Annotated in this window: 19 protein-coding genes; 11 read left to right on the top strand and 8 right to left on the bottom strand. The window is 74.0% G+C overall.

Going from position 1 to position 23290, the window contains the following annotated elements; all coding sequences use genetic code 11:
* Positions 1–11: 11 nt before the first annotated feature.
* From OOK41_RS02385 to OOK41_RS02370, 4 genes are all read right to left on the bottom strand, one after another.
* Positions 12–647, bottom strand: coding sequence for a DsbA family protein (locus OOK41_RS02385; protein WP_266262796.1), 636 nt, complete (start codon positions 645–647; stop codon positions 12–14).
* A gap of 164 nt (positions 648–811) precedes the next feature.
* On the bottom strand, positions 812–1243 hold the full coding sequence (locus OOK41_RS02380) for a SufE family protein (RefSeq protein WP_266262794.1): 432 nt from the start codon (positions 1241–1243) through the stop codon (positions 812–814).
* A gap of 67 nt (positions 1244–1310) precedes the next feature.
* Positions 1311–1736: a CBS domain-containing protein gene (locus OOK41_RS02375; protein WP_266262792.1), complete on the bottom strand. Its 426-nt coding sequence runs from the start codon at positions 1734–1736 to the stop codon at positions 1311–1313.
* A 59-nt stretch (positions 1737–1795) separates the two neighbouring features.
* Positions 1796–3565, bottom strand: a complete 1770-nt coding sequence (locus OOK41_RS02370) for a proline--tRNA ligase (protein WP_266262790.1) — start codon at positions 3563–3565, stop codon at positions 1796–1798.
* Positions 3566–3910: 345 nt separating this feature from the next.
* On the opposite strand from OOK41_RS02370, the gene OOK41_RS02365 reads away from it, so the two are divergent.
* From OOK41_RS02365 to OOK41_RS02355, 3 genes are read left to right on the top strand one after another with little or no spacing between them, the layout of a single operon-like run.
* Positions 3911–4678, top strand: a complete 768-nt coding sequence (locus OOK41_RS02365; RefSeq protein WP_266262788.1) for an SGNH/GDSL hydrolase family protein — start codon at positions 3911–3913, stop codon at positions 4676–4678.
* 1 nt (position 4679) lies between these two features.
* Complete coding sequence (locus OOK41_RS02360) at positions 4680–5156, top strand: hypothetical protein (protein ID WP_266262786.1); 477 nt, start codon at positions 4680–4682, stop codon at positions 5154–5156.
* Positions 5157–5166: 10 nt separating this feature from the next.
* A complete protein-coding gene (locus OOK41_RS02355) occupies positions 5167–6069 on the top strand; it encodes a sulfurtransferase (protein WP_117668120.1) in 903 nt (300 codons plus the stop codon).
* A gap of 53 nt (positions 6070–6122) precedes the next feature.
* Here the strand turns inward: OOK41_RS02355 and OOK41_RS02350 are convergent, their stop codons facing one another.
* Positions 6123–7292: a hypothetical protein gene (locus OOK41_RS02350; protein WP_266262783.1), complete on the bottom strand. Its 1170-nt coding sequence runs from the start codon at positions 7290–7292 to the stop codon at positions 6123–6125.
* Entirely contained in the window at positions 7289–7819 is a 531-nt protein-coding gene (locus OOK41_RS02345) for a SigE family RNA polymerase sigma factor (RefSeq protein ID WP_117668090.1), read from the bottom strand. Before OOK41_RS02345 ends, OOK41_RS02350 begins: the two co-directional genes overlap by 4 nt.
* A 267-nt stretch (positions 7820–8086) precedes the next feature.
* Here OOK41_RS02345 and OOK41_RS02340 point away from each other — a divergent pair, with 267 nt between their 5' ends.
* Positions 8087–9724, top strand: a complete 1638-nt coding sequence (locus OOK41_RS02340) for a triacylglycerol lipase (protein WP_266262779.1) — start codon at positions 8087–8089, stop codon at positions 9722–9724.
* Positions 9725–9753: 29 nt separating this feature from the next.
* Here the strand turns inward: OOK41_RS02340 and OOK41_RS02335 are convergent, their stop codons facing one another.
* Entirely contained in the window at positions 9754–10140 is a 387-nt protein-coding gene (locus OOK41_RS02335) for a hypothetical protein (RefSeq protein ID WP_266262777.1), read from the bottom strand.
* 255 nt (positions 10141–10395) lie between these two features.
* Between OOK41_RS02335 and OOK41_RS02330 the strand changes: the two genes are divergently transcribed.
* The 4 genes from OOK41_RS02330 (at position 10396) to OOK41_RS02315 (ending at position 17278) form a co-directional block, all read left to right on the top strand.
* Positions 10396–12183 carry an HSP90 family protein gene (locus OOK41_RS02330; protein WP_117668088.1) on the top strand — a complete coding sequence of 596 codons (1788 nt, stop codon included), beginning with the start codon at positions 10396–10398 and terminating at the stop codon, positions 12181–12183.
* 7 nt (positions 12184–12190) lie between these two features.
* Positions 12191–15040, top strand: a complete 2850-nt coding sequence (locus OOK41_RS02325) for a hypothetical protein (RefSeq protein ID WP_266262773.1) — start codon at positions 12191–12193, stop codon at positions 15038–15040.
* Positions 15041–15132: 92 nt separating this feature from the next.
* The gene (locus OOK41_RS02320) at positions 15133–15756 is read left to right on the top strand and encodes a TetR/AcrR family transcriptional regulator (RefSeq protein WP_117668086.1); all 624 of its coding nucleotides are present in this window, start codon (positions 15133–15135) and stop codon (positions 15754–15756) included.
* Between the two features lie 148 nt (positions 15757–15904).
* On the top strand, positions 15905–17278 hold the full coding sequence (locus OOK41_RS02315; RefSeq protein ID WP_266267711.1) for an acetyl/propionyl/methylcrotonyl-CoA carboxylase subunit alpha: 1374 nt from the start codon (positions 15905–15907) through the stop codon (positions 17276–17278).
* A gap of 115 nt (positions 17279–17393) precedes the next feature.
* Here OOK41_RS02315 and OOK41_RS02310 read toward each other — a convergent pair whose 3' ends face one another.
* Complete coding sequence (locus OOK41_RS02310) at positions 17394–18230, bottom strand: hypothetical protein (protein ID WP_266262770.1); 837 nt, start codon at positions 18228–18230, stop codon at positions 17394–17396.
* A gap of 1048 nt (positions 18231–19278) precedes the next feature.
* Between OOK41_RS02310 and OOK41_RS02305 the strand changes: the two genes are divergently transcribed.
* The 3 genes from OOK41_RS02305 (at position 19279) to OOK41_RS02295 (ending at position 23190) form a co-directional block, all read left to right on the top strand.
* Positions 19279–20190, top strand: a complete 912-nt coding sequence (locus OOK41_RS02305) for a hydroxymethylglutaryl-CoA lyase (RefSeq protein ID WP_266262768.1) — start codon at positions 19279–19281, stop codon at positions 20188–20190.
* 215 nt (positions 20191–20405) lie between these two features.
* Positions 20406–21938, top strand: coding sequence for an acyl-CoA carboxylase subunit beta (locus OOK41_RS02300; protein WP_266262766.1), 1533 nt, complete (start codon positions 20406–20408; stop codon positions 21936–21938).
* A gap of 103 nt (positions 21939–22041) precedes the next feature.
* Positions 22042–23190, top strand: coding sequence for an acyl-CoA dehydrogenase family protein (locus OOK41_RS02295; RefSeq protein WP_117668081.1), 1149 nt, complete (start codon positions 22042–22044; stop codon positions 23188–23190).
* Positions 23191–23290 lie beyond the last annotated feature (100 nt).

Here is a 23290-nt window from a genome sequence, read left to right as displayed (position 1 = left end):
ATCTTCGATGGTCAGCGGGCGCTCGCCTCGCGCTGCTCCACCTCGGCCAGGGCGGCCAGCAGGGTCTGCGGCTCCTGCGCCCCGGTGACCGCGTACTTCCCGGCCAGCACGAACGTCGGGACACTGGTGACGCCCAACTCCCGGGCGGCGGCCAGCTCGGCGGCGACCTCCGCCGACCCCTCCCCGGAGTCGAGGTGGGCCCGCACCTCGGCCTCGTCGAGCCCGACTCCGGCGGCGAGCCGGGCCAGCTCCGCCCGCGACCCGACGTCCACGCCGTCGGTGAAGTGGGCCCGGTACAGGGCGTCCACGGTCTCGGCGGCGAGGCCCTGTCCGGTGGCGTACCGGACGAGCCGGTGGGCGTCGAACGTGTTGGCGGTGACCGCCTGGTCGAAGTCCAGCCGCAGCCCCGCGTCCGCCGCGACGCCGGTCACGTGGCTGAACATCTGCTCGACCCGTTCCCGGCTGCCGAACTTCGCGGCCAGCCCCGTCACGAGCGGCTGCGGGGCCGGCACCGGCGACGGGTCGAGCTGGAACGGCCGGTACCGGATCGTCACCGCACCGTCGTACGACTCCAGGGCCTGCTCCAGCCGGCGCTTGCCGATGTAGCACCAGGGGCAGGCCACGTCGGCGTAGATCTCGATCTCCATGACCGGGGACAACCCGCCGACCGGCGCGGCTGTTCCCGGATGTGACGGGAAACGGGCCGGCCGGGTCGCCCCGGCGCCACCACCGACGGGGCCGACCAGGCCCGTCGACGACCCGAGCCGGGTCGGTCGAGCCCGCTCCGGGCTCGGGGTCGGGTTTCGCGGCGTCAGGCGGCGACCTGCTCCCGGACCTGGCGCTTGAGCCGGGCCAGGATCGCCGTGCCGCCCCGGACCCGCAGTGGGCTGATCGCCTGGGCCAGCCCCATCCGCTGGTAGAGGTCGTCCGGCACGGCGAGCACCTCCTCGGCGCTCGCCCCGGCCAACCCCTCGCCGAGGATGCCCGCGAAGGCGCGGGTGGTCGGCGCCTCCGGCGGGCAGTCGAACCAGGTGGTCACCGTGCCGTCCGGTGCGACCTCGGCGCGCAGGAAGAACGCCGTCTGGCACTCGGGGACCTGTTCCATGCCCTCCCGGCCGGCCAGCTCCTCGGGCAGCGGCGGGATGACGTCGGCGTACTCCAGCAGCATCTCCAGCACCACGTCGCGGGGCGCGGCGGCGAACTCGTCGACGATCTCGGCCAGCTTGGTCGGCATCTCGGGCATCCCGTCAGGTTACCGGCGTGGTCAGGTGGCCCCTCCGCTCGCGGAGGCGTCGGGAGGGGCGCGCCCGTCAACTGGCCGGGGCCTGCTCGCTGATGTCGCTGAGGGCGGAGCTGGGGTCGAGCTGCCTGGCGAGGTCGCCGAGGGAGACGATGCCGACGAGCTTGCGCTCGTTGTCGCAGACGAGGATGCGGCGGACGCCGCGCTCGCGCATCAGCGAGGCCGCCTCCCCGGCGGTCGAGTGCTGCTCGATCATCACCACCTCCCGGGTGATGATCGAGCCGATGGTGGTGCTGGCCGGGTCGCTGCGCTCGGCCACCGCCCGGACCACGATGTCGCGGTCGGTCAGCATGCCGGCGAGGCTGGCGCCGTCGGTGACCACCACGTCGCCGATGTCCGACTCCTTCATCACCCTGGCCGCCTCGTCCAGGGTGGTCTCCGCGGACAGGTAGACCACCTGCTTGGTCATCACGTCGCTGACCCGGTAACCGGTCATGAAAGCCTCCGAATGCGCACCTGTGCCGATTCGGAAACCGGTACCCAGTTCGGCCGTCGTCACACCTTGTCGCCCCGAATGCGTGGCACCTCGTCCCGCAGCCGGTCGACGAGTCCGTCCACCGGCAGCTCGGTCCGCGCGCCGGTGGCCCGGTCGCGCAGCTCGACGTACCCGTCGGCGAGGCGGCGGCCGACCACGACGGCGCGCGGGATGCCGATCAGCTCGGCGTCGGTGAACTTCACCCCGGCCGAGACGTGGGTGCGGTCGTCGACCAGCACCCGCAGGCCCGCGGCGGCCAGCCGCTCGCCGAGGTCGAGCGCCGCGTCGAGCTGCGGCCCCTTCCCCGCCGCCACCAGGTGTACGTCGCACGGTGCGACCGCCGCCGGCCAGACCAGCCCCCGCGCGTCGTGGTGCTGTTCGGCGATCGCGGCGACCGCCCGGGACACCCCGATCCCGTAGCAGCCCATGGTGGGGCGGACCGGCTTGCCGGCCGGGCCGAGCACGTCGACGGCGAACGCGTCGGTGTACCGCCGGCCGAGCTGGAAGATGTGCCCGACCTCGATCCCGCGCCGCATCGTCAGGGTGCCGGCGTCGCAGGCCGGGCACGGGTCGCCCGGGAGCACCTCGGCCGCCTCGATCGTGCCGTCCGGGATGAAGTCCCGCCCGCACACCACGTCGGTGGCGTGCCGGTTCGGCTCGTTCGCACCGGTCAGCCAGGCGGTGCCGGCGACCACCCGGGGGTCGACCAGGTACCGGATCCCCAGCTTGCCGAGCAGTTGCGGGCCGATGTACCCGCGCACCAGCTCCGGGTGGTCGGCCCAGCCGTCGAAGACCGCCACGGTGGCCGGGGCGAGCGCCGCCCCGACCCGCCTCAGGTCCACCTCGCGGTCGCCGGGCAGCCCGACCACCAGCAGCTCGGCCTCGTCCGCGCCCGGCCGGCGGACGGTCAGCACGACGTTCTTCAGGGTGTCTGCGGCCGTCCAGTCGGTGCGACCGGCGAGGCGGCGGGCGTTGGCCAGCTCGACCAGCGCGGCGATCGTCGGGGTCTCCGGGGTGTCGTGCACGGCCGCCGCCGGCTGCGCGTCGGGGTCGCCGCCGGCCGGGGCCCGGGTGACGACCGCCTCGGTGTTGGCGGCGTGGTCGCAGGCTGTGCAGCCGACGAAGGTGTCCTCGCCCACCGGCGTGGCGGCCAGGAACTCCTCCGACGCCGACCCGCCCATCGCCCCCGACGTCGCGTGCACCACCGTGTGGTCGAGCCCCAGCCGGTCGAAGATCCGCCGGTACGCCGCGCGGTGCCGCTCGTACGCCGCCCGGAGGCCCACGTCGTCCAGGTCGAACGAGTACGCGTCCTTCATCAGGAACTCGCGCCCGCGCAACAGCCCGGCCCGGGGGCGCGCCTCGTCGCGGAACTTCGTCTGAATCTGGAACAGCGTCACCGGGAAGTCCCGGTACGAGGTGAACAGGTCCTTCACCAGCAGCGCGGCCAGTTCCTCGTGGGTCGGGGCGAGCAGGTGCTCGGCGCCCCTCCGGTCGGCCAGGGTGAAGATGTCGTCGCCGTACTCCGTCCACCGTCCGCTGGTGCGGTAGGGCTCGGCCGGCAGCAGCGCCGGGAAGTGCACCTCCTGGTCGCCGATCGCGGTCATCTCCCGCCGGACCACCTCGGTCACCCGGTCGAGCACCAGCTTGCCCAGCGGCAGCCAGGTGTAGCCGCCCGGGGCGGCGCGGCGGACGTAGCCGGCGCGCAGCAGGAGCCGGTGGCTCGGCACCTCCGCGTCCGCCGGATCCTCGCGCAGGGTCCGGAGCAGCAGGGTCGACGTGCGCAGCAGCATCAACGCAGCGTACGACCGGCGCGGGAGAGAAGGCGATCCAATTCAGGCGGTGGGCGATTCATCAGTCACGCCGGCCACGCTCGCTCGGAAGAGACACGCGACCGTCAACCGGGTGGTGCCTGTTCCGGTTGAACCCGCACGACGGCCCGACGCCACGGGAGCTGTTCGAGCGCTTCGTCGCTTGGGGGCCGTACCGGAGAGGGGCGGTCGACCCTCCGACGGGCCATCGGTGATCCAGCCCTGGGAGATGGGACACGTCGGCCCCGGGTCCGGTGTGTCGGGCCCCGCCGGCGGTGCCAGACTGATCGGCGCAGGGCGATCCGAGGACACACGTGGGAGGGTGCGGTGCGCTGGCGCAGCTTCGTGGCGGTGGGGGACAGCTTCACCGAGGGCATGGACGACGCGTACCCGGACGGCACCTACCGCGGCTGGGCGGATCTGGTGGCCACCCGGCTCGCCGCCGGGGCCGGCCCCGACTTCCGGTATGCGAACCTGGCCATCCGGGGTCGGCTCTTCCCCAACGTCGTGGCCGAGCAGGTGCCCGCCGCGCTGGCGATGAAGCCCGACCTGATCAGCTTCGCCGCCGGCGGCAACGACGTGTTGCGCCGTACCTTCGACCCGAACGCCCTGGTGGAGCGCTTCGACGACGTGGTGGGGCGGCTGCGCTCCGGCGGCGCGGACGTGGTGCTGTTCCGGTTCGCCGACGTGATGGCCCGGCTGCCCGGGCAGCGGCTGGTCGCCCCCCGGGTCGAGCTGCTCAACCGTGCCGTCGGCGAGACCGCGCAGCGGCACGGCGCGATCCTGGTCGACCTGTACGCCGACGACACCTTCCTCAATCCGATGCTGTGGAGCACCGACCGGCTGCACCTGTCCCCGGCCGGGCACCGGCGGGTCGCCGGGCAGGTGCTCACCGCGCTCGGTGTCGGCTGCGACGAGGACTGGCTGCTGGTCCCGCCGCACCCGGCGCCGACGCCCTGGCTGGCCGCCCGCGCCGCCGACCTGCGCTGGGCCGGGCAGCACCTGGCCCCGTGGATCAAGCGTCGGCTGACCGGCCGGTCGTCCGGCGACACGGTCACCGCGAAGCGCCCCCAACTCGGGCCCGTCACCGACTGACATGTCCACCCTGCACGCCGCGCCGCTGCTGCGCCGTACCCTCGACGACCGACCGGTGCCCGGCCACGCCGTGCTGGTGACCGGGCACCGGATCGGGGCGGTCGCACCGCTGGCCGAGCTGCTGGCGGCGTACCCGGGGGTGCGGGTGCGGCGGTGGGCCGGGACCCTCGGGCCGGCGCTGGTGCACGACGCGCCGCTGCCGGCCGCCCCCACCCCGCGCGAGCGGGTGCACGCCCTGTTCCGGGCCGGGGCGGCGGCGGTGCCGGCCGCACACCTCACGGACCCGGAGCTGCGGACGGCGGCGATCCGTGGCGACGTCGCGGTCCTCGACCGGGTACGGACGCTGGCGCTGGACGTCGGCGAACGCGCCGACCTGGCCGTCTTCGCAGACGACGGGAGCTGCCTCGCCACGGTGGTGGCCGGCCGGCTGGTGTACCGCCGCGCCGATGCCGGGCGGACGGACGGGAACCCGGCGTAACTTGGGGCTCATGCCTGTGTCGAGTGATCCGAACCCCCGCCTCCAGTCGTACGCCGACCCGCAGCGGCTGGTCACCACCGAGTGGTTGGCCGAGCACCTGGGCGACGAGGGGCTGGTGGTGGTCGAGTCCGACGAGGACGTGCTGCTCTACGACACCGGGCACATCCCGGGTGCCGTGAAGGTCGACTGGCACACCGAGCTGAACGACCAGGTGACCCGGGACTACCTGGACGCCAGGAGCTTCGCCGAGCTGTGTGCCGCCAAGGGCATCGGCCGCGACGACACCGTCGTCTTCTACGGCGACAACTTCAACTGGTGGGCCGCGTACGCGCTCTGGGTCTTCTCCCTCTTCGGGCACGCCGACGTGCGGCTGCTCGACGGCGGCCGGCAGAAGTGGGCCGCCGAGGGGCGCGAGCTGACCCGGGACAGGGTGACCCGGCCCCGCGCCGAGTATCCGGTGCCGCTGCGCGACGACGCGCCGATCCGGGCGTACCGGGAGCAGGTGATGGCGCATGTGGCCGCCGGCCGGCCGCTGGTCGACGTCCGCTCGCCGGGCGAGTACACCGGCGAGATGCTGCACATGCCGGACTACCCGCAGGAGGGCGCGCTGCGCGGCGGGCACATCCCGGGCGCGGTGAACAAGCCCTGGAAGTCCGCCGCGAACGACGACGGGACCTTCCGGTCCGCCGACGAACTGCGCGCCATCTATCGCGACCAGCTCGGGTTGAGCCCGGCCGACGACGTGGTGGCGTACTGCCGGATCGGGGAACGGTCCAGCCACACCTGGTTCGTGCTGCGCCACCTGCTCGGGTACCCGCAGGTGCGCAACTACGACGGCTCGTGGACCGAGTGGGGCAACCTGGTCCGGGCCCCCGTCGTGAGGGGCGACCAGCCGGGCGGCCTCGCCGGCTGACCTCCCGTCGCCGTCCCGCGCGCCGCTGCCGTGGCGCGCGGGACGGGCGGTTCTCAGCCGGCCAGCGAGACGACCCCGGCCAACTCCCGGACCACCCCGGTCACCTCGCCGGTGCGGGGCCGCCAGCGGACCAGCCCGCCGGGCTGCACCCGGAGCACCACGTCCCCGTCCGGTTCCCAGCCCTGCACCTCACAGCAGCCCTTCCACCGGTCCCGGCCCAGGCTGAGCAGGTGGGTCACCATGCCCGTCCGGCTGTCCAGCACGGCCACCCCCTCGGCTCCCTCCTCGCGACCGTCGGTGATCCATCCGGACCGGGCCACCAGTTCGCCCTGCTGCCAGCCACGGCCGTAGAACTCGATGACCTGGTACGGGCGCACGGCCTCCGCGCTGCGGACCGGGTGCTGCGTTCGTACCGTGCCGTCCGGCATCGACCTGCTGCGCAGGGAAAGCTGGTCCCGGACGCCGCCGACCTCGATGAGCGTCCCCGTCGCGACGGCGGGATCCGGGGTCACCAGGTCCCAGGGCGAGACGGCGATCCTGTCGGCCTTGCCGGAACCGGGATCGACCAGGTAGGTGTTCCTCTCGTCGCCGACCAGCAGCCGGCCGTCCGACCAGGCCACGTGCTCCAGGTAGCCGGCGAGCGGCAGTTGCCGGACGGCGGCGGTGGTCAGGTCGACCACCAGCACCGCGCCGGTCTGCGCGAACGCCGCGAACCGGCCGTCCGGGGAGAGGCTCCCGGTCTTGAGCGGCACCGCCTCGTTGCCAGCGGCGTCCCGGGTCCGGGCCGGGGTGACCACGTCGAGGGTGCGTACCAGGCCGTCGTCGCCGAGCACCCGGATCCGCCCCTCGGCGCCGGTGTCCGCGTTGACCGGCTGGTAGAGCGCCAGCGCCCGGCGTACCGGGCTGCTGGAGAGCGACAGGGTGGCCGGGTCACCGATCCGGCCGAGCGGGTCGCCCGGGTAGGTCAGGTCGGCCGGCATCCGTCGGACCGGTGCGGTGTCCGGACCGGGGGACACGGAAGCCGCCGGTGCCGGCTGGACGGAGGGCCGCAGGGCCAGCAGCGTCCCGCTGGTGACCAGGACGACGGCCAGGGCGACGGCGCCGACGGCGCGCCGGGTGCGCCGGGTCCGGCCGGCCCGTTGCCATGCGTGCACCGCCGGGCGGGTCGGCCGCACGTCCTCGGCGGCGACGGTCAACAGGCGGCGCAACTCCTGTTCGTTCACGGGTTCACCGCCAATCCGTTGTCCAGGTCGTCGTCCCGGCCGAGTTCCGGAGCCACCTCGCGTAACCGGCGCAGGCCCGCATGGCACTGGCTCTTGACGGTGCCGACGGTGACGCCGAGCACCTCGGCGGTGCTCGTCTCGGTCAGGTCCTCGAAGTAGCGCAGCACGAGGACGGCCCGCTGGCGTGGCGGCAATCGTCCCAGCGCGTCGTGCAGCGCGAGCCGCAGCGCCCCGTCGCGGTCGCGGGTCAGCTGCTCGGGCGGGTACTCGCTGAGCCGTTCCCGGCGGCGGCGCCGCCACCACGACACGGCGTCGCGGTAGAGGATGGCCCGGACGTACGCGGCCGGATCGCCCTCCCGCACCGATGGCCAGCGCAGGGCGAGCTTGAGCAGCGCATCCTGGAGGAGGTCCTCGGCCTGGTGCTGATTCCCGCAGATCAGGTACGCCGAGCGGAGCAGCCGGAGCTGGTGGGACTCGACGAAGGCCACGTAGCTGGCCCGGTTGTCATCAGCCGTCGTCGGTCCCATGCGTCCCTCCTCCCCGGCCGGGGCGCCCGCGCCCGTCACCAGGCAGACGCTCGGCGACCCGGAAATGGTTGGGCAGTCCGGTGCCGGATCCGGCCGGCACGGGTGTCGTGCCGACATCCGGTGTCGTGCTGACGCCTCGGCTGCGACGGCCGGGTCGTGGCCGCGTCCGGCCCTGTGGGCGGCCAATGTGCCGGATGCCCCGACATCGGGCCCGCATCCGGTGGAGTCTGCGAGGGGAGAGCAGACGGGCGGCGGCGAGGAGGCGGAGTGCTGACCCTGGACCGGAGGTCCGTCGGGCTGCTGGTGATGGCCGCCCTGCCCCCGACGATCGAGGCCATCGTCCTCGTCTCGATGAACTTCGTGGCCGCCGAAGGGCTCGCGCCCCAGAACACCTCCGTCTGGCCGTACGACACGTACCACGACCTGAGGTGGCTGTTCGTCTACCACGACTCCTGGCCCGCGTTCCTGTTCTGGCTGTGCCTCGTGGTGCTGAGCCGGGGGGTGTACACCACCGGGCTGGTGGTGCTGGCCTGGCCGGTTGGGGTGCGGCGCCCGCCGGTGCGCTGGTTGCTGCGGCGCAACGTCGGTCTCGCCATGGTGATCACGGTCCTCGTCGCGCCGTGGGCGGTGGTCTCGGTGGCCGCGTCCGTGGTGGCGCTGTCCTGGGTGCTGCTCGCGTCCCTGCTGCCGATGTTCCTGCTCGCGCCGTTCCTGCAACGGACCGCCGTGGTCGGTCCGTGGTGGCGAGGGCTGCCCTCGACCGCCCTGGTGGGCTGGTCGCTGCTGAACTTCGTGGTGCTCACGGTGGCCGGCGCGCTGGCGTGGAGCGTGCCGCGTTGGTGGACGGTGCCGGTGGCGACCGCGGCGGGCGTGGCGAACGGGCTGCTGTGGAACCGGACGGTGCGGGCGGCTCTCCTCGCGCCCCGGGTGCGGTGGGCCCGGGTGCCGGTGACGCCGCTCGTGGCCCTGCTGGCGCTCGCCGTGCCGCTGCTGATCCCGTGGTTGGTGGAGGTGGTGCCCGGCGGCCAGCAGCGGATCGAGAGCGTGGTGCTCGGCCGGCCTCTGCCGCCCGAGGTGCCCCAGGCAGTGATCATCCTTGCCGGCTACGCCTCCGACTACGGGGGCGAGCAGCCGTCCGACCCGAGGGTGGAGATGTTCTCCTACCGGGGGCTGGGCCCCGACGGGAAGCCCCTGCCGTACGGCGCACAGGACACGACCATCTCGGTGACGGAGAGCGTCGGGCTGCTCGAGGAGCAGGTGGACCGCCTGCACCGCCGTACCGGCCGGCGGATCGCGCTGATCGGCGAGAGCGAGGGCGCGCTCGTGGCCCGCACCTACCTCGCCCGGCGGCCCCATCCGGTGGTCGACACGCTGGTGATGTTCAGCCCGCTGATCAACGCCGGCCGGGCGTACTACCCGCCTGCCGGCGAGCGCCACGGGTACGGCGTTGTCACCGGATTCCAGCTTCGAGCCATCTTCGGGCTGGTCAGCCTCGCCACCGGGCCGGGCGACGGCCCAGATCAGCCCTTCATCCGGTCGCTGCTCGACGACGCGCCATTCTACCGCAACCACCTCATGTGCCCGGTGCCCGGCGTCCGGATCGTCGCGTTCCTGCCCACCACCACGGCCGCCGAGGCCCCGCCCGGGGAGTACACCCGGATTCCGGTGTTCCAGCTACCCGGCGTGCACGGGGGTCTGCTGAACCGGTCGCTGGTCCAGGACCGCCTGGTCAACTTCCTCGTCGGGGAGCCGATCCACCGAACCCGGCGCGAGTACCCGCTGGTCCAGCAGCTCGGTGCCGGCTGGCAGGCGCCGCCGCTGGCGATCTCGGCCAACCCCGCCTGGTGGGGGAACCGGGAGCCGGACCCGGCCTTCACCGGCAAGGTCTGCCTGCCGGGCCGGTGATCCGCCGGTTGCGGCCGAGGGCCAAATGGTCAGCTTGCGGACCGGCGCGGGTGCCGCAGCACCAGCCGGGCCGCGGCCAGGGCCAGCCCGATCACGATCACCGTCTGGATCGGGTGGTATGTCAGGACCAGCAGGTGCGATGCGACGAGGGCGGCGACGGCGACCAGGGCGAGGCGGGCGGACCAGCGCCGGTCCAGCGGGACGAGCACGCCGGCCCCCGCCGCCAGTGCCCCGGCCGCGAGGTGCAGCCACGCCCAGCCGGTGATGTCGTAGTGGTACATCCCGCCGCCCTCGATCGAGACGTACGGGTCGCCGGTCAGCTCGCCGACGCCGCCCAGCACGTCGAAGATGCCGGCCCCGCCGAGCAGGACCGCTGCCAGCAGCAGCGGACGCCCACCCGCTCCGTCGTCGACCACGTGGCCCTCCGTCCGCCAGCCTGCCGGCCCCGCTCCCCGGCCGCCTCCGGGCCTGCCTCTCGCCCCCGGCCTCCAGGCTAGGGGTCGTCCGGTCGGCTGTCCGGGGTTCGGCGCTGGGTGGGGTGGGTGGTAGGTCATCCGGCCGGCTCTGCGGGCTCCACCTGGTCGAGGGCCGAGCCACGGCGGACGGGGGCAGCCGGCCGTTGGTGGTCACCGGTACGGTGAGCGCCGGCACCGGACCGGGGAGCAGCAGGCGTGGACCGCACCTTCCAGGTCGACCTCCGAGGCGTGGTCGACCTGCTCAGTCATCATCTCTACGGCAGCCCACGGGTCTACGTCCGTGAGCTTCTGCAGAACGCGGTGGACGCGATCACCGCGCGCCGGGCCACGGAGCCCGACGCCCCGGCGCTGGTCCGGATCGAGCCGCCCGAGCTGACCGGCGACGGCACGCTGCGGGTGCACGACACCGGCATCGGGCTCACCGAGGCGCAGGTGCACGAGCTGCTGGCCACCATCGGCCGCAGCTCGAAGCGGGACGAGCTGGGCTTCTCCCGGCACGAGTTCCTCGGCCAGTTCGGCATCGGGCTGCTCTCCTGCTTCCTGGTCGCCGACGAGATCCGGGTGGTCACCCGGCACGCCGACCAGCCGACCGTGCTCTGGACCGGGTACGCCGACGGCCGGTACGCCGTGGCGACCGCCCCGGCCGGGCAGCGGCGGGCCGAGCCGGGGACGACCGTGACCCTGGTGCCGCGCCGCGACGCCGACCAGTGGTTCGGCACCGCGACGGTCACCGACCTGGCCCGGCTCTACGGCTCGCTGCTGCCGGTCACCGTCCGGGTCGGCAACGTGGTCACCACCGCCGGGGACCCGCCCTGGCCGACCGCACCCGGCGCGCCCGTCGACCGCCCGGCCCTGCTCCGGTACGCCCGGCAGCTCCTCGGCGTCGACCCGTTCGACGTGGTGCCGCTGTCGGTGCCGGAGGCCGGGCTGACCGGCGTCGCGTTCGTCCTGCCCACCCCGGTGAACCCGGCCGCCCGCGCCGGCCACCGGGTGTACCTGAAGCGGATGCTGCTCACCGAGCACGCCGACGGGCTGCTGCCCGACTGGGCGTTCTTCGCCCACTGCGTGGTGGACGCCAGCGAGCTGCGCCCCACCGCCAGCCGCGAGGCCCTCTACGAGGACACCCTGCTGACCGCGACCCGGGAGGCGCTCGGCGAGCAGGTGCGCGGCTGGCTGGTCCGGCTGGCCCGGCACGATCCGCGCCGGCTCGCCGAGTTCCTCCAGGTGCACCACCTCGGGGTCAAGGCGCTCGCCCTGCACGACGACGAGATGCTCCGCCTGGTCGACCAGTGGTGGCCGATGGACACCAACGTCGGCACGCTCACCCTGGCGGAGTTCCGCCAGCGGCACGGCCTGATCCGGTACGCCGCCAGCCTGGACGAGTTCCGCCAGCTCGCCGCGGTCGCCGCCGCGCAGGACCTGGCCGTGGTCAACGCCGGCTACACGTACGACACCGAGCTGATCGAGCGGCTGCCGGCGGTGGACCGGTCGGTGCTCATCGAGCGGCTGGAGCCCAGCGACCTGACCACCCGCTTCGACGCCCTCGACCCGCAGGTGGAGCTGGCCCTGCGGCCGTTCCTCGCCGGGGCGCAGCGGGCCCTGGAGCGGCTCGGCTGCGAGGTGGTGGTGCGGGCGTACGACCCGGTGTCGCTGCCGGCGCTCTACCTGGTCAGCCGGTCGGCGGCGTTCAACGACCAGCTCGCCGCGACCCGGGACCGGGCCGACGAGCTGTGGGGCGGGGTGCTCGACGCGCTCGCCGCGTCCGCCCCGCCGGACCGCCCGCAGCTCGTGCTCAACCACCGCAACCCGCTGGTCCGCCGGGTCACCACCCTCGACGACCCGGAGCTGGTCGGGCTCGCCGTCGAGGCGCTGTACGGACAGGCCCTGCTGCTCGGGCACCATCCCATCCGCGCGGCCGACGCCGCGTTGCTGAACAGTTCCTTCCTCGGCCTGCTCGGCCGGGCCGTACCGGGACGGGAGTGAGGCCGCGATGAGCGAGGACGACCTGTGGCGGATGCTGCACGAGACCACCGGTATGCCGTACGGGGCCGGGCGGACGGCCGCCCTGGAACAGTTGCTGCGCCGGGCCGACACCGGCGACGACCGGCACCTGGCGTTCGCCGCCCGGATGCAGGCCACCACCGGGTACGTCTACGGCGGTGAACCGGCCAAGTCCTTCGTCACCTTCTCCTGGTGCCTGGCCGAGTTCGACCGGGACCCGCAGCCGTACCACCAGGGCTACGCCCACCAGCTCCTCTGGCACTTCAAGTACATGGTCAACGCCATGCTGAAGTTCCCCGAGCTGCCGCTGGACCGCACGTACGCGGTGCTCGACGACATGGAGCGCCGGTACCGGGACGCCGGGCACAGCCTCCAGGCCGTGCACAAGCACCGCTACCTGGTCGCCGACCACGTGGGCGACGCCGGGGCCGCCGAGCGGTGGTACCGGGAGTGGCTGACCGCCCCGCGCGACGAGCTGTCCGACTGCGCCGGCTGCGACCCCACCACCCAGGTCGCCCACCTCGCCCACGTCGGCCGGCACGACGAGGCGGTGGCGCTGGCCGAGCCGGTCCTCGCCGGTCGGCTGACCTGTACGGAGCAGCCGCAGGCGATCCTCACCGCGCTGCTCGTGCCGTACCTGCGCACGGGGCGGGGCGACGCGGCCCGGAACGCGCACCGGGAGGCGTACCGGCGGCTGCGGGGCAACCTGTCGGACCTGTGGGACATCGGGGACCACGTCGAGTTCTGCACGCTGACCGGCAACGAGGCCCGGGCCGTCGAGATCGTCGAGCGGCACCTGGACTGGCTGGACCGGGCGCCCACCCCGGCCGCCGCGATGCACTTCGCGGCCACCGCCGCCGCCGCGCTGCGTCGGGCCGCCGGGGCCGGGGACGTCACGCTGCACCGGCGGGCGGCCGGGGACCGGCCGGCGGGCGAGGTGTCGGCCGCCGCTCTGGCCGTCGAGCTGACCGACACGGCGACGGCGCTGGCCGCCCGGTTCGATGCCCGCAACGGCACCTCGTACCAGTCGGAGTGGATCGCCCGCCGACTGGCCACCGGGCCCGCCGGGGAGCACCTGCCGCTCTCGGCCAGCCTGCGCCGCAGCCCGGCCGACCCGGCCCGCCCCCCGCAGCCGGCGGCACCCCCGGCCGAGGAGCCGACCGTCCCGGCCGACGCCACCGCCGACGAGCTGCTCGACCTGGCCGACGAGTGCCTGCGCACCCACCGTCGGTCGGGGCTCACCGCCGTCCTGGCGGCGTACGACGAGCGATGCGGCGCGGCTGAGGCGTCGCCCCGGAGATCGGCGCGCCGGCTGGAGCTGCGGGCGGGCGAGCTGACCCACACCGCCGGCCCGGAGGCGGCGCGGGACGCGAACCGGGCGGCGCTGGCCGCGTACCGGGAGCTGGGCGACCCGGTCCGGGTGCAGGTGGTGGCCGGCCGGCTCGGGGTGCTGCTCTGCATGACCGGGGAGGCCGAGGAGGGACTGGCGCTGGTCCGGGAGGCCGCCGCCTTCCTCGCCGCGCACGGCGACGCCCGGGAGCGGGCCGCCGCGCACGACCGGCTCGCCCTGGCGCTGGCGCACCTCGGACGCTGGGCGGAGGCGCTGGCCGCCGCCGACCGGGCCGCCGCCGAGGAGTACGACGATCCGTGGCTGGCCGCCCGGGCTGCGCTGCACCGCGCGCACGTGCTGGAGGAGCTGGACCGGCCGGAGGAGTTCCGGGCGGCGGCCGGGCAGGCCCGCCGGCTCGCCCGGGAGGTGGGCGTCGACGAGCTGGTCACGGCCGCCGCGCTCGCGTACGCCCGGGCGGCGGACGACCCCGCCGAGACGGTGGCGGCCTGCGACGAGGCGCTGCGTACCGCACCGCCCGGCGCCCGGCTCCCGGTCCGGGTGTTCCGGGCCCGGGCGCTGCTGGCGGCGGAGCGGGCGGCCGAGGCGGTGGAGGACTTCGCCGAGGCGGTCACCCTCTGCGTGGAGCAGGGCGCCGACGGGGACGCCTTCCTGCGCTGGGAGCTGGCGAACGCGTACCGGGTCGCCGGGCGGCCCGCGGAGGCGGCCGAGGTGGCCGAGGAGGCGGTGCTCGGGCTGGACCGGCTCGGGGCGCAGGCCGAGGCGGACCGCTGCCGACACCTGCTGGTCGGGATCTACGTCGACCTGGGCGAGCTGGAACCGGCGCTGGCCCTGCTGGACCTGCTGGCCCGCAACCTCGACGGGCCGGACAACCTGCCGCGCCGGGCGCAGGTGCTGGAGGAGGCCGGTGGCCTGCTCTACGACGCCGACCGGGACGCGCTGGCCGGGCAGCGGTTCGCCGAGGCGGCGACGGCGTACCGGCTGGGCGGCGCGCCGGTCGACGAGCTACGCGCCCGCCGTCGGGAGGCGGACGCGCTCTCCTGGGCGGGCGACGTGCCGGCGGCCGTCAGCGCGGTGGAGGTCTGCGACGGGCTCGCGAGCGCACTGTCCGGTCAGCCGGAGCCGCCGCCGGTGGTGACGTACGAGGTGGCGCTGGCCGCCGAGGTGGCGGCCCGGGTGCTGGCCGGCGCGGGCCGACCGGACGAGGCGCTGGACCGGCTGGCCGGGATCCCGGCCCGGTTGCGGTCGATCGAGGCATTCGGCGAGGCGGCCCGGGTGGAGCTGCTCACCGGCGAGACGCTGATGCGCGCCGGCCGCCCCGGCGAGGCCGAGCCGCTGCTGCGCGAGGTGCTGGGTGGGCTGCCCCCGGGCTCCCGGCCGGCCATCCGGGCTGCCTGGTTGCTGGCCGGGTCGCTCGACGAGCTGGGCCGCCCGGACGACGCGGCGGCGGTCCGCGCGGAGCACGGGCTGACCGCCGACGAGGAGGACTGACCGGGCCGGGAGCCGCCCGGCCGGCTCCCGGCTGATGTGACCGACGGATAACCGAGACCCACTTCGTCCTGGGGCGGGTCTAGGCTTGCCCGGTGAGTGTGGAGCAGCGGGCACGGGGGGCGGCGGGCGGCGTGACGGGTACGGGTCGGCGGCGGTCCCGGCGGGACGAGATCCTGGAGATCGCGGTCGGGCTCTTCGCCTCGCGGGGTTACCACGGCGTGTCGATGGACGACATCGGCGCCGCCGCCGGCGTCACCGGCCCCGCCCTCTACCACCACTTCGCCGGCAAGGAGGCGATGCTGGTCGCCGCGCTGGTCCCGGTCAGCGAGGGGCTGCTCGACGGCGGGCGGGAGCGGGCCGCCGGCCACCCGGACGACCCGCGCGGAACGCTGGAGTCGCTGATCGACTTCCACGTCGAGTTCGCGCTGGCCAATCCGGCCGTGATCGCGCTGCACCTGCACGAGCTGGACCGGCTGCCGGACGAGCCGCGTCGCCGCATCCGCCGGCTCCAGCGGATGTACGTCGAGGAGTGGGTGACCGTGCTGACCGCGCTGCACCCGGGGTTGCCGGCCAGCGAGGCGCGGGTCCTGGCGCACGCCGCGTTCGGCCTGATGAACTCGACGCCGTTCCTCGGCGGTGAGGTGGACCGGCGGCGCCGGGCCGCCCTGCTGCGCGCCGCCACCCTGGCCGCCCTGCTGGCCGAGACGGCCGCCTGAGCCCGCCCGGGTCACGCCGCCACCTGTCGTCGCCGGTCCGTCCTGGGCCGGCCTGCTCCGGACCCGGACCTGCGGCGCTTGACTCGTGCGTACCGGCCCACCCATGGTTCCCTTGCACCGTCCCACCCTTTGGACGCTGGAGGAGAACATGATCGAGTCGCTGCTGGTCGCCAACCGGGGCGAGATCGCCCGCCGGATCATCCGTACCGCGAAGCGGCTCGGGATCCGCGCGATCGCGGTGTACTCGGAGGCGGACGCCGGCCTGCCGTTCGTCACCGAGGCCGACGAGGCGGTCTGTGTCGGCCCGGCCAATCCGGCCCAGAGCTACCGCAACGTCGAGGCGATCCTCGCCGCCGCCAAGTCGACCGGCGCGCAGGCGATCCACCCCGGCTACGGCTTCCTGTCCGAGAACGCCGAGTTCGCCCGTACCGTCGAGGCCAGCGGGCTGGTCTGGGTCGGGCCCGGCGCGGACGCGATCACCGCGATGGGCGACAAGATCAACGCCCGGAACCTGATGGCGGCGGCCGGGGTCCCGGTCGCGCCGGGCACCACCGACCCGGCGGCCGACCTGGACGCGGCGGTCGCCGCCGCCACCGAGATCGGTTACCCGGTGATGGTCAAGGCGGCGGCCGGCGGCGGCGGCATGGGCATGGGCGTGGCCACCGACGAGGCCGCGCTGCGCATCGAGTACGACAAGGTGCGCGCGTTCGCCGAGCGGATGTTCGGCGACGGCTCGGTGCTGATCGAGCGGTACTTCCCCCGGGTGCGCCACGTCGAGGTGCAGATCCTCGGCCTGGCCGACGGCCGGGTGGTGGCGCTCGGCGAGCGGGAGTGCTCGGTGCAGCGGCGCAACCAGAAGCTGGTCGAGGAGTCCCCGTCCCCGGCGGTCTCGCCGGAGCTGCGCGAGCGCTTCCTCGCCGCCGCGGTGCGCGCGGGCGAGGCGGTCGGCTACCGCAACGCGGGCACCGTCGAGTGCCTGCTGGTCCCCCGTCAGCGGAACCTGGCGGACGACGGCTCCGGCTCCGGCTCGGAAGAATTCTTCTTCCTGGAGATGAACACCCGGCTCCAGGTGGAGCACCCGGTCACCGAGTACGTCTACGGCGTCGACCTGGTCGAGGAGCAGCTCCGGGTGGCATCCGGCCTGGCTCCGACGTTCGACCCGGACGCGCTCGCCCCGCGCGGGCACGCCATCGAGCTGCGGATCAACGCCGAGGACCCGAAGCGGTTCCTGCCCGGCCCGGGCGCGATCAAGACCTGGAACGAGCCGACGGGCGAGGGTGTCCGGGTCGATTCCGGCTACGTCGCCGGCAACACGGTGACCCCGTTCTACGACAGCCTGATGGCCAAGCTCATCGTCAGCGGCAGCGACCGGGCAGAGGCTGTAGAGCGGGCCCGGGCGGCGGTGGCGGCCTTCGAGATCGCCGGCCCGAAATGCAACCTCCCGTTCCACGCGGAGCTACTGGAGAACGAGGAATTCCTCTCCGGCGACTACGACACCGGCATCGTCCCCCGCATGCGCTAACCCGCCCCACCCAACCCGCCCGCCCACCCGCGTTGATCAAGAGGTTTGCGTCGGGGTTTCGTCCTGCGCCGACGCAAACCTCTTGATCACCTCTGTCCGGACGTCCCCGACGGCGTTACGGGAGCGGGGTTGGGGCGGGGCCGACGGTGAGCCAGACCGGGTCGACCCGGGGTGACCGGTGCCGCCCGGCGGGCGCCTCGTTGGTCGGGGCCGGCCCGGCGGGGAAGCGCCCGGGGTTCCAGCCTCCGCGCGGCGTCCCGCCCGGGGCCGAGGACTCCCGCTGTCGCGGCACGTCCTCCGGGCGGGGCTCGCCGCCGAGCGGCCGGTGTCGCGAGTGTCCCCGCACCGCCGGCCGGGCCGGCGCGCGAAGGGCCGCGCGCAGCAGGTCGTTCTCGGCCTGGCTGGCGGCCAGCCTCCGGCGCAGCGAGGCGTTCTCCCGCCGCAGCCCGTCCTCGCCGCCGCCGCCACCGTTGCCGCCACTGCCGTCGCCGTCGTTCGGGTGGGCGCCGGCGTGGGGGTGGACCGGTCCGGCCGGCTCGCGGCCCCGCGACGGCGGCCTCTCCTCCCGGGCCGCCTCGTAGAGCCGCCCGAGGCGGTCCAGCGTCGCGTCGCGGTCGGCCCTCGGCACCGTGTACTCCACGACCAGGACCACCGTCGGCCACGGCGGGCCCTTGGTCTCCGTGGTGAAGTGCCGGGAGAGCCGCTTGCGCAGGGCGTCCCGGTTCCGTCCGGGCCGGTCCCGGCAGATCCGTTCGGACAGTTTGCTCCACGTGTCGATCGGTCCGATCTCCGGGCAGCCCTCGACGACGTCGCGGACCGCCAGCCCGTACGCGGAGACCGCCGCCGAGCCGTACCGGGACTCGTAGCCTGCGGCCAGTCGTGCGCGGGCGACGAGTCGGTGCCGCTGATGCTGCCCTCCCGCCGGGGACGGCGTGGTGTTGTGCGGGGTCATGTCGGTCCTTCCAAGAGCTACATGACTCGGAACCGTATTTGTACCCCCTCTGATCAACGGCGGGCCCGCTTTTCCTGCGCCCACGGTCAGTTTTTGGCCGGGTGCCTGTCCGGGTAGGACGGTCTGATTCCACGCGGCCGACCGCTTTCCGATTCCGTACGGCTACTGGGCTGCGGTCATTCGGCGCCGATCATCTACTTTGGCCGCCCTGGCCCGCGGCTACCCGGCCAGAACCGCGCGTACCCCGTCCGGACCGCGTCGTTGTTCCCGTCGCGTGACCGGTGCGGCGGCGATCCGCCGGTTCGGCAGTTATCGGAACGTGCGTATTCGACCGGTGGAAATTCCATCGGTGCATCTTGCGTCTCTGGATGGATGAAATGACAAGAGGAAGACCGATTGGCGGCGCCGGGTGGCCCGTCGACCGTCGGCGGGTGGTCCGGTGGCTGCGATCCATGTCGCTGGGCGCGGAGGGCGGGGTCGCCATGGCCGTGCTTCTGGGCCGAGAGGACGCCGTCGCGTGCGCCGGCGCCCTCTCGGCCATGCTCCGGGGTGCTGCGGAGCTCTTGGAAGGACCGTCGCAGCCCTGATCCCGGAGGGGGTGGCGAGGGGCGGGCCGACGGCCGGCCGCCTCGCCGCCCCAACCCACCGTCGCGAGTCGGGGCGTGCCCAACGTAACGATCCGGGGCGCGGCCGATCGATGCGCCGGGGGGATTCTGGCCGTCCGGTCCCCCGTTCCGGCGAACGTGGCCCCCGGGGTCGGCCGGACGGGCCACCCGGGCGGGGCGGGCGCCGCACAGCGCGTCCGGCCATCGACTGGGAATGCTGCTAGGCGGCTCGGCTCGCCCCGGCGCGCGTCTCCCGTCCGGCGCGGTTCGCCGCGCTTCCGCGTTTACCCGGCCGGGGGCCGGTCTGGCGTCCGCTCCCGACGTTCTGGTTCCCTGGAGGGACCACCGGTCGTCCGGCGTCGCCCGTCTGCCGCCCCTACGAGGGGCGTCCGGGCGACGGCGTCCGGGCGACCCGACGTCACAGCGAGGTGACCATGAGTCAGATGCCCGCAGCCGTGTCGATCCGCGAGGTCGGGCCGCGCGACGGGCTCCAGAACGAGGAGCCGGTCCCGACCGGGGCCAAGGTGCGGCTGATCGACGCGCTCTCCCGTACCGGCGTCCGCCGGATCGAGGCGGTGTCGTTCGTGCACCCGAAGGCCATCCCGCAGATGGCCGACGCGGACGAGGTGTGGCAGCGGGCCGCGAGGGTCGACGGGGTGCGCTACTCGGCGCTGGTGCCGAACACCCGGGGCGCGCAGCGCGCCCTCGCGGCCGGGTTCACCGAGATCGAGGTGGTGGTCTCGGCCAGCGACACGCACAACCGGCGCAACGTCAACCGGTCCACCGACGAGTCGCTCGACGACATCGCGGAGCTGATCGACCTGCTGCACGGGGCCGGGGCGACCGCCGAAGTGATCGTGGCGACCAGCTTCGGCTGCCCGTACGAGGGGGACGTGGCCCCCCGACGGGTCGCCGGCATCGTCGACCGGGTGGTCCGCGACGGCGCGGACCGGGTCGCGTTCGGCGACACCACGGGCATGGGCACGCCGCGCCGGGTCCGCGAGCTGCTGACCGCGGTACGCGACCGCAACGCCCACGTCCCGGTGCTGCTGCACTTCCACAACACCCGGGGCACGGCACTGGCGAACCTGCTGACCGCGCTGGAGCTCGGGATCACCGAGTTCGACGCCAGCGTCGGCGGCCTCGGCGGCTGCCCGTACGCCCCGGGGGCCAGCGGCAACCTGGCCACCGAGGAGGCGGTGCACATGCTGCACGACATGGGCATCGACACGGGCATCGACCTGGACGCCCTGATCGAGGCCGCCGAACTTGCCGAACACCTGCTCGGCAAGAAGCTCCCCTCCGGCGTCCTCCGCGCCGGCCCCCGCACCCGCCTAACTCCCCTCCCCACCTAACCCCACCCACCCCGAATGGACCTCGTTGATCAAGAGGTTTGCGTCAGGACTTTCGCTCAGCCCGACGTAACCCTCTTGATCAACACCTCGATAGGGCGGGGGTGGGGCGGGGTGTTGGAGGGGGGAGGGGGGATGCGTTAGCCTAACGATCGTTCAGGTCACTTGCTGCGCATTCTCACGGGTCGCGCGGCCGGTCAGGCGGCGAGGGAGTCGGCGTGACGCTCGACGGTGAGGCACTGGAGCAACTGCGCAAGCGCGCCCGGGCCGGCGGTGCGGACAAGTACCACGCGGCGAACGTCGCCAAGGGAAAGCTCTTCGCCCGCGAGCGGGTGGCGCTCCTGGTCGACGAGGGCTCCTTCGTCGAGGACGGGCTGTATGCCAACGCGCTGGCCGAGGGCCTGCCCGCCGACGGCGTGGTCACCGGCACCGCCACCATCGACGGCCGGCAGGTCTGCCTGATGGCCAACGACTCCACGGTCAAGGCCGGGAGCTGGGGCGCGCGTACCGTCGAGAAGATCATCCGGATCATCGAGCGGGCGTACTCGACCGGGGTGCCGATGGTCTACCTGGTCGACTCGGCCGGTGCCCGGATCACCGACCAGGTGGACCTGTTCCCGGGCCGGCGCGGCGCCGGGAAGATCTTCTGGAACCAGGTCCGCGCCTCCGGCTCGATTCCGCAGGTGTGCGCCCTGTTCGGGCCGAGCGCGGCCGGCGGGGCGTACATCCCGGCGTTCTGCGACGTGGTGGCGATGGTGGACGGCAACGCCAGCATGTACCTCGGCTCCGACCGGATGGTCGAGATGGTCACCGGGGAGAAGACCACCCTGGAGGCGATGGGCGGCGCCAAGGTGCACTGCGCCGAGTCGGGCGTCGGGCACTTCCTCTGCAAGACGGAGGCGGACGCGCTCGACGTGGTCCGGCGCTACCTGTCGTACCTGCCGGCGAACTGGACGCAGCAGCCGCCGGCCGCCGAGGCGGTGCCCGCGCCGGAGCGGGCCGACCTGGCCGCGCTCGTCCCGGCCAGCGAGCGGCAGGCGTTCGACATGCGCCGGTACGTCCGGGGGCTGCTCGACGACGGTTCCTTCTTCGAGATCCAGGCGCTCTGGGCCAAGGAGCTGACCATCGGCTTCGGCCGGCTGGACGGCCAGGTCGTCGGCGTGGTCGGTAACAACTCGATGTTCAAGGGCGGGGTGCTCTTCGTCGACTCGGCCGACAAGGCGACCCGGTTCGTGCAGCTCTGCGACGCGTTCAACGTGCCGCTGCTGTTCCTGTCCGACGTGCCCGGGTTCATGGTCGGCAGCGCGGTGGAGAAGCAGGGCATCATCCGGCACGGGGCGAAGATGATCACCGCGATCTCCGAGGCGACCGTACCCAAGATCTGCGTGGTGGTGCGCAAGGCGTACGGCGCGGGCCTGTACGCGATGGCCGGCCCCGGCTTCGAGCCGGACGCCACGATCGCCCTGCCCACCGCGAAGATCGCGGTGATGGGCGCGGAGGCCGCCGTCAACGCCGTCTACGCCAACAAGATCGCGGCCATCGCCGACGAGGCCGAGCGGGCCGCCTTCGTCGCCGCGAAGCGCGAGGAGTACGAGCGGGACATCGACGTCGTCCGGCTCGCCAGCGAGCTGGTGGTCGACGCGATCGTCGAGCCGCACGAGCTGCGTGCCGAGCTGGTCCGGCGGTTCGTCGCCGCCCGCACCAAGGACCGGCACTTCTCCCGCCGCCGGCACGGCGTCACCCCGGTCTGACCGCCCCGCACCCCAGGGGCCCGCACCGCCACCGTCACCCGGAACCACCCCCACCCGTCGGCGTCACGAGCGCCCGGCGGAGGAACCCATACAGGAGGAACCGATGGACTTCCGGCTCACCGAGGAGCAAGAGGCGCTGCGGGAGAGCGTCCGGGACTTCGCCCGGGAGGTGGTCGCGCCGGTGATCGCCGAGCACTACGAGAAGCACACCTTCCCGTACGAGGTGGTCCGGCAGATGGGCAAGATGGGCCTGTTCGGCCTGCCCTTCCCCGAGGAGCACGGCGGCATGGGCGGCGACTACTTCGCCCTCTGCCTCGTCCTGGAGGAACTGGCCCGGGTCGACTCCAGCGTGGCGATCACCCTGGAGGCGGCGGTCTCCCTCGGCGCGATGCCGATCTTCCGCTTCGGCACCGCCGAGCAGAAGGCACGGTGGCTGCCGAAGCTGGTCAGCGGCGAGGCCCTCGCGGGCTTCGGCCTCACCGAGCCCGGCACCGGCTCGGACGCCGGTGGCACCCAGACGAGGGCGGTGCTGGACGGCGACGAGTGGGTGATCAACGGCTCGAAGGCGTTCATCACCAACTCGGGCACCGACATCACCGCCCTGGTGACGGTCACCGCCGTCACCGGCACCCGGCCGGACGGCAGCAAGGAGCTGTCCACCATCATCGTGCCGTCCGGCACCCCCGGCTTCACGGTCGCCCCGGGCTACTCCAAGGTCGGCTGGAACGCCTCGGACACCCATGAGCTGACCTTCGACGACTGCCGGGTCCCGGCCGCCAACCTGCTCGGCGAGCGAGGGCGGGGCTTCGCCCAGTTCCTGCGCATCCTCGACGAGGGCCGGATCGCCATCGCCGCCCTCGCCGTCGGTCTCGCCCAGGGCTGCGTCGACGAGTCGCTGAAGTACGCGAAGGAGCGCCAGGCGTTCGGCCAACCGATCGGCAACTACCAGGCCATCCAGTTCAAGATCGCCGACATGGAGCTGAAGGCGCACACCGCCCGTCTGGCGTACTACGACGCCGCCGCCCGGATGCTGGCCGGCGAGCCGTTCAAGCGGCAGGCGGCGATCGCCAAGCTGCACGCCAGCACGATCGCCGTGGACAACGCCCGCGAGGCCACCCAGGTCCACGGCGGCTACGGCTTCATGAACGAGTACCCGGTGGCCCGGTTCTGGCGCGACTCGAAGATTCTGGAGATCGGCGAGGGCACCAGCGAGGTCCAGCGCATGATCATCGCCCGCGACCTCGGCCTGTGAACGGCGGGGGCCCGCGCTGACGCCTGCGGCCCGGCGACGGCCCCGCCGACCGCAACCACTGCGGCACTGTCGGATATCCGTGTCCGGAGGCGTCGGCAGG

Origin of the sequence: Micromonospora sp. NBC_01655, assembly GCF_026339755.1 — a bacterium.
Lineage (GTDB): Bacteria > Actinomycetota > Actinomycetes > Mycobacteriales > Micromonosporaceae > Micromonospora.
The sequence above is the reverse complement of the archived record's forward strand: the minus strand, read 5'-3'. Positions and strand labels throughout refer to the sequence as shown.

What these genes read in the sequence shown, in the direction of transcription:
- OOK41_RS02385 (WP_266262796.1), bottom strand. Translation starts at nt 647, where the DNA reads ATGGAGATCGAGATCTACGCCGACGTGGCCTGCCCCTGGTGCTACATC.
- OOK41_RS02380 (WP_266262794.1), bottom strand. Translation starts at nt 1,243, where the DNA reads ATGCCCGAGATGCCGACCAAGCTGGCCGAGATCGTCGACGAGTTCGCC.
- OOK41_RS02375 (WP_266262792.1), bottom strand. Translation starts at nt 1,736, where the DNA reads ATGACCGGTTACCGGGTCAGCGACGTGATGACCAAGCAGGTGGTCTAC.
- OOK41_RS02370 (WP_266262790.1), bottom strand. Translation starts at nt 3,565, where the DNA reads ATGCTGCTGCGCACGTCGACCCTGCTGCTCCGGACCCTGCGCGAGGAT.
- OOK41_RS02360 (WP_266262786.1), top strand. Translation starts at nt 4,680, where the DNA reads ATGTCCACCCTGCACGCCGCGCCGCTGCTGCGCCGTACCCTCGACGAC.
- OOK41_RS02355 (WP_117668120.1), top strand. Translation starts at nt 5,167, where the DNA reads ATGCCTGTGTCGAGTGATCCGAACCCCCGCCTCCAGTCGTACGCCGAC.
- OOK41_RS02345 (WP_117668090.1), bottom strand. Translation starts at nt 7,819, where the DNA reads ATGGGACCGACGACGGCTGATGACAACCGGGCCAGCTACGTGGCCTTC.
- OOK41_RS02325 (WP_266262773.1), top strand. Translation starts at nt 12,191, where the DNA reads ATGAGCGAGGACGACCTGTGGCGGATGCTGCACGAGACCACCGGTATG.
- OOK41_RS02315 (WP_266267711.1), top strand. Translation starts at nt 15,905, where the DNA reads ATGATCGAGTCGCTGCTGGTCGCCAACCGGGGCGAGATCGCCCGCCGG.
- OOK41_RS02310 (WP_266262770.1), bottom strand. Translation starts at nt 18,230, where the DNA reads ATGACCCCGCACAACACCACGCCGTCCCCGGCGGGAGGGCAGCATCAG.
- OOK41_RS02305 (WP_266262768.1), top strand. Translation starts at nt 19,279, where the DNA reads ATGCCCGCAGCCGTGTCGATCCGCGAGGTCGGGCCGCGCGACGGGCTC.
- OOK41_RS02295 (WP_117668081.1), top strand. Translation starts at nt 22,042, where the DNA reads ATGGACTTCCGGCTCACCGAGGAGCAAGAGGCGCTGCGGGAGAGCGTC.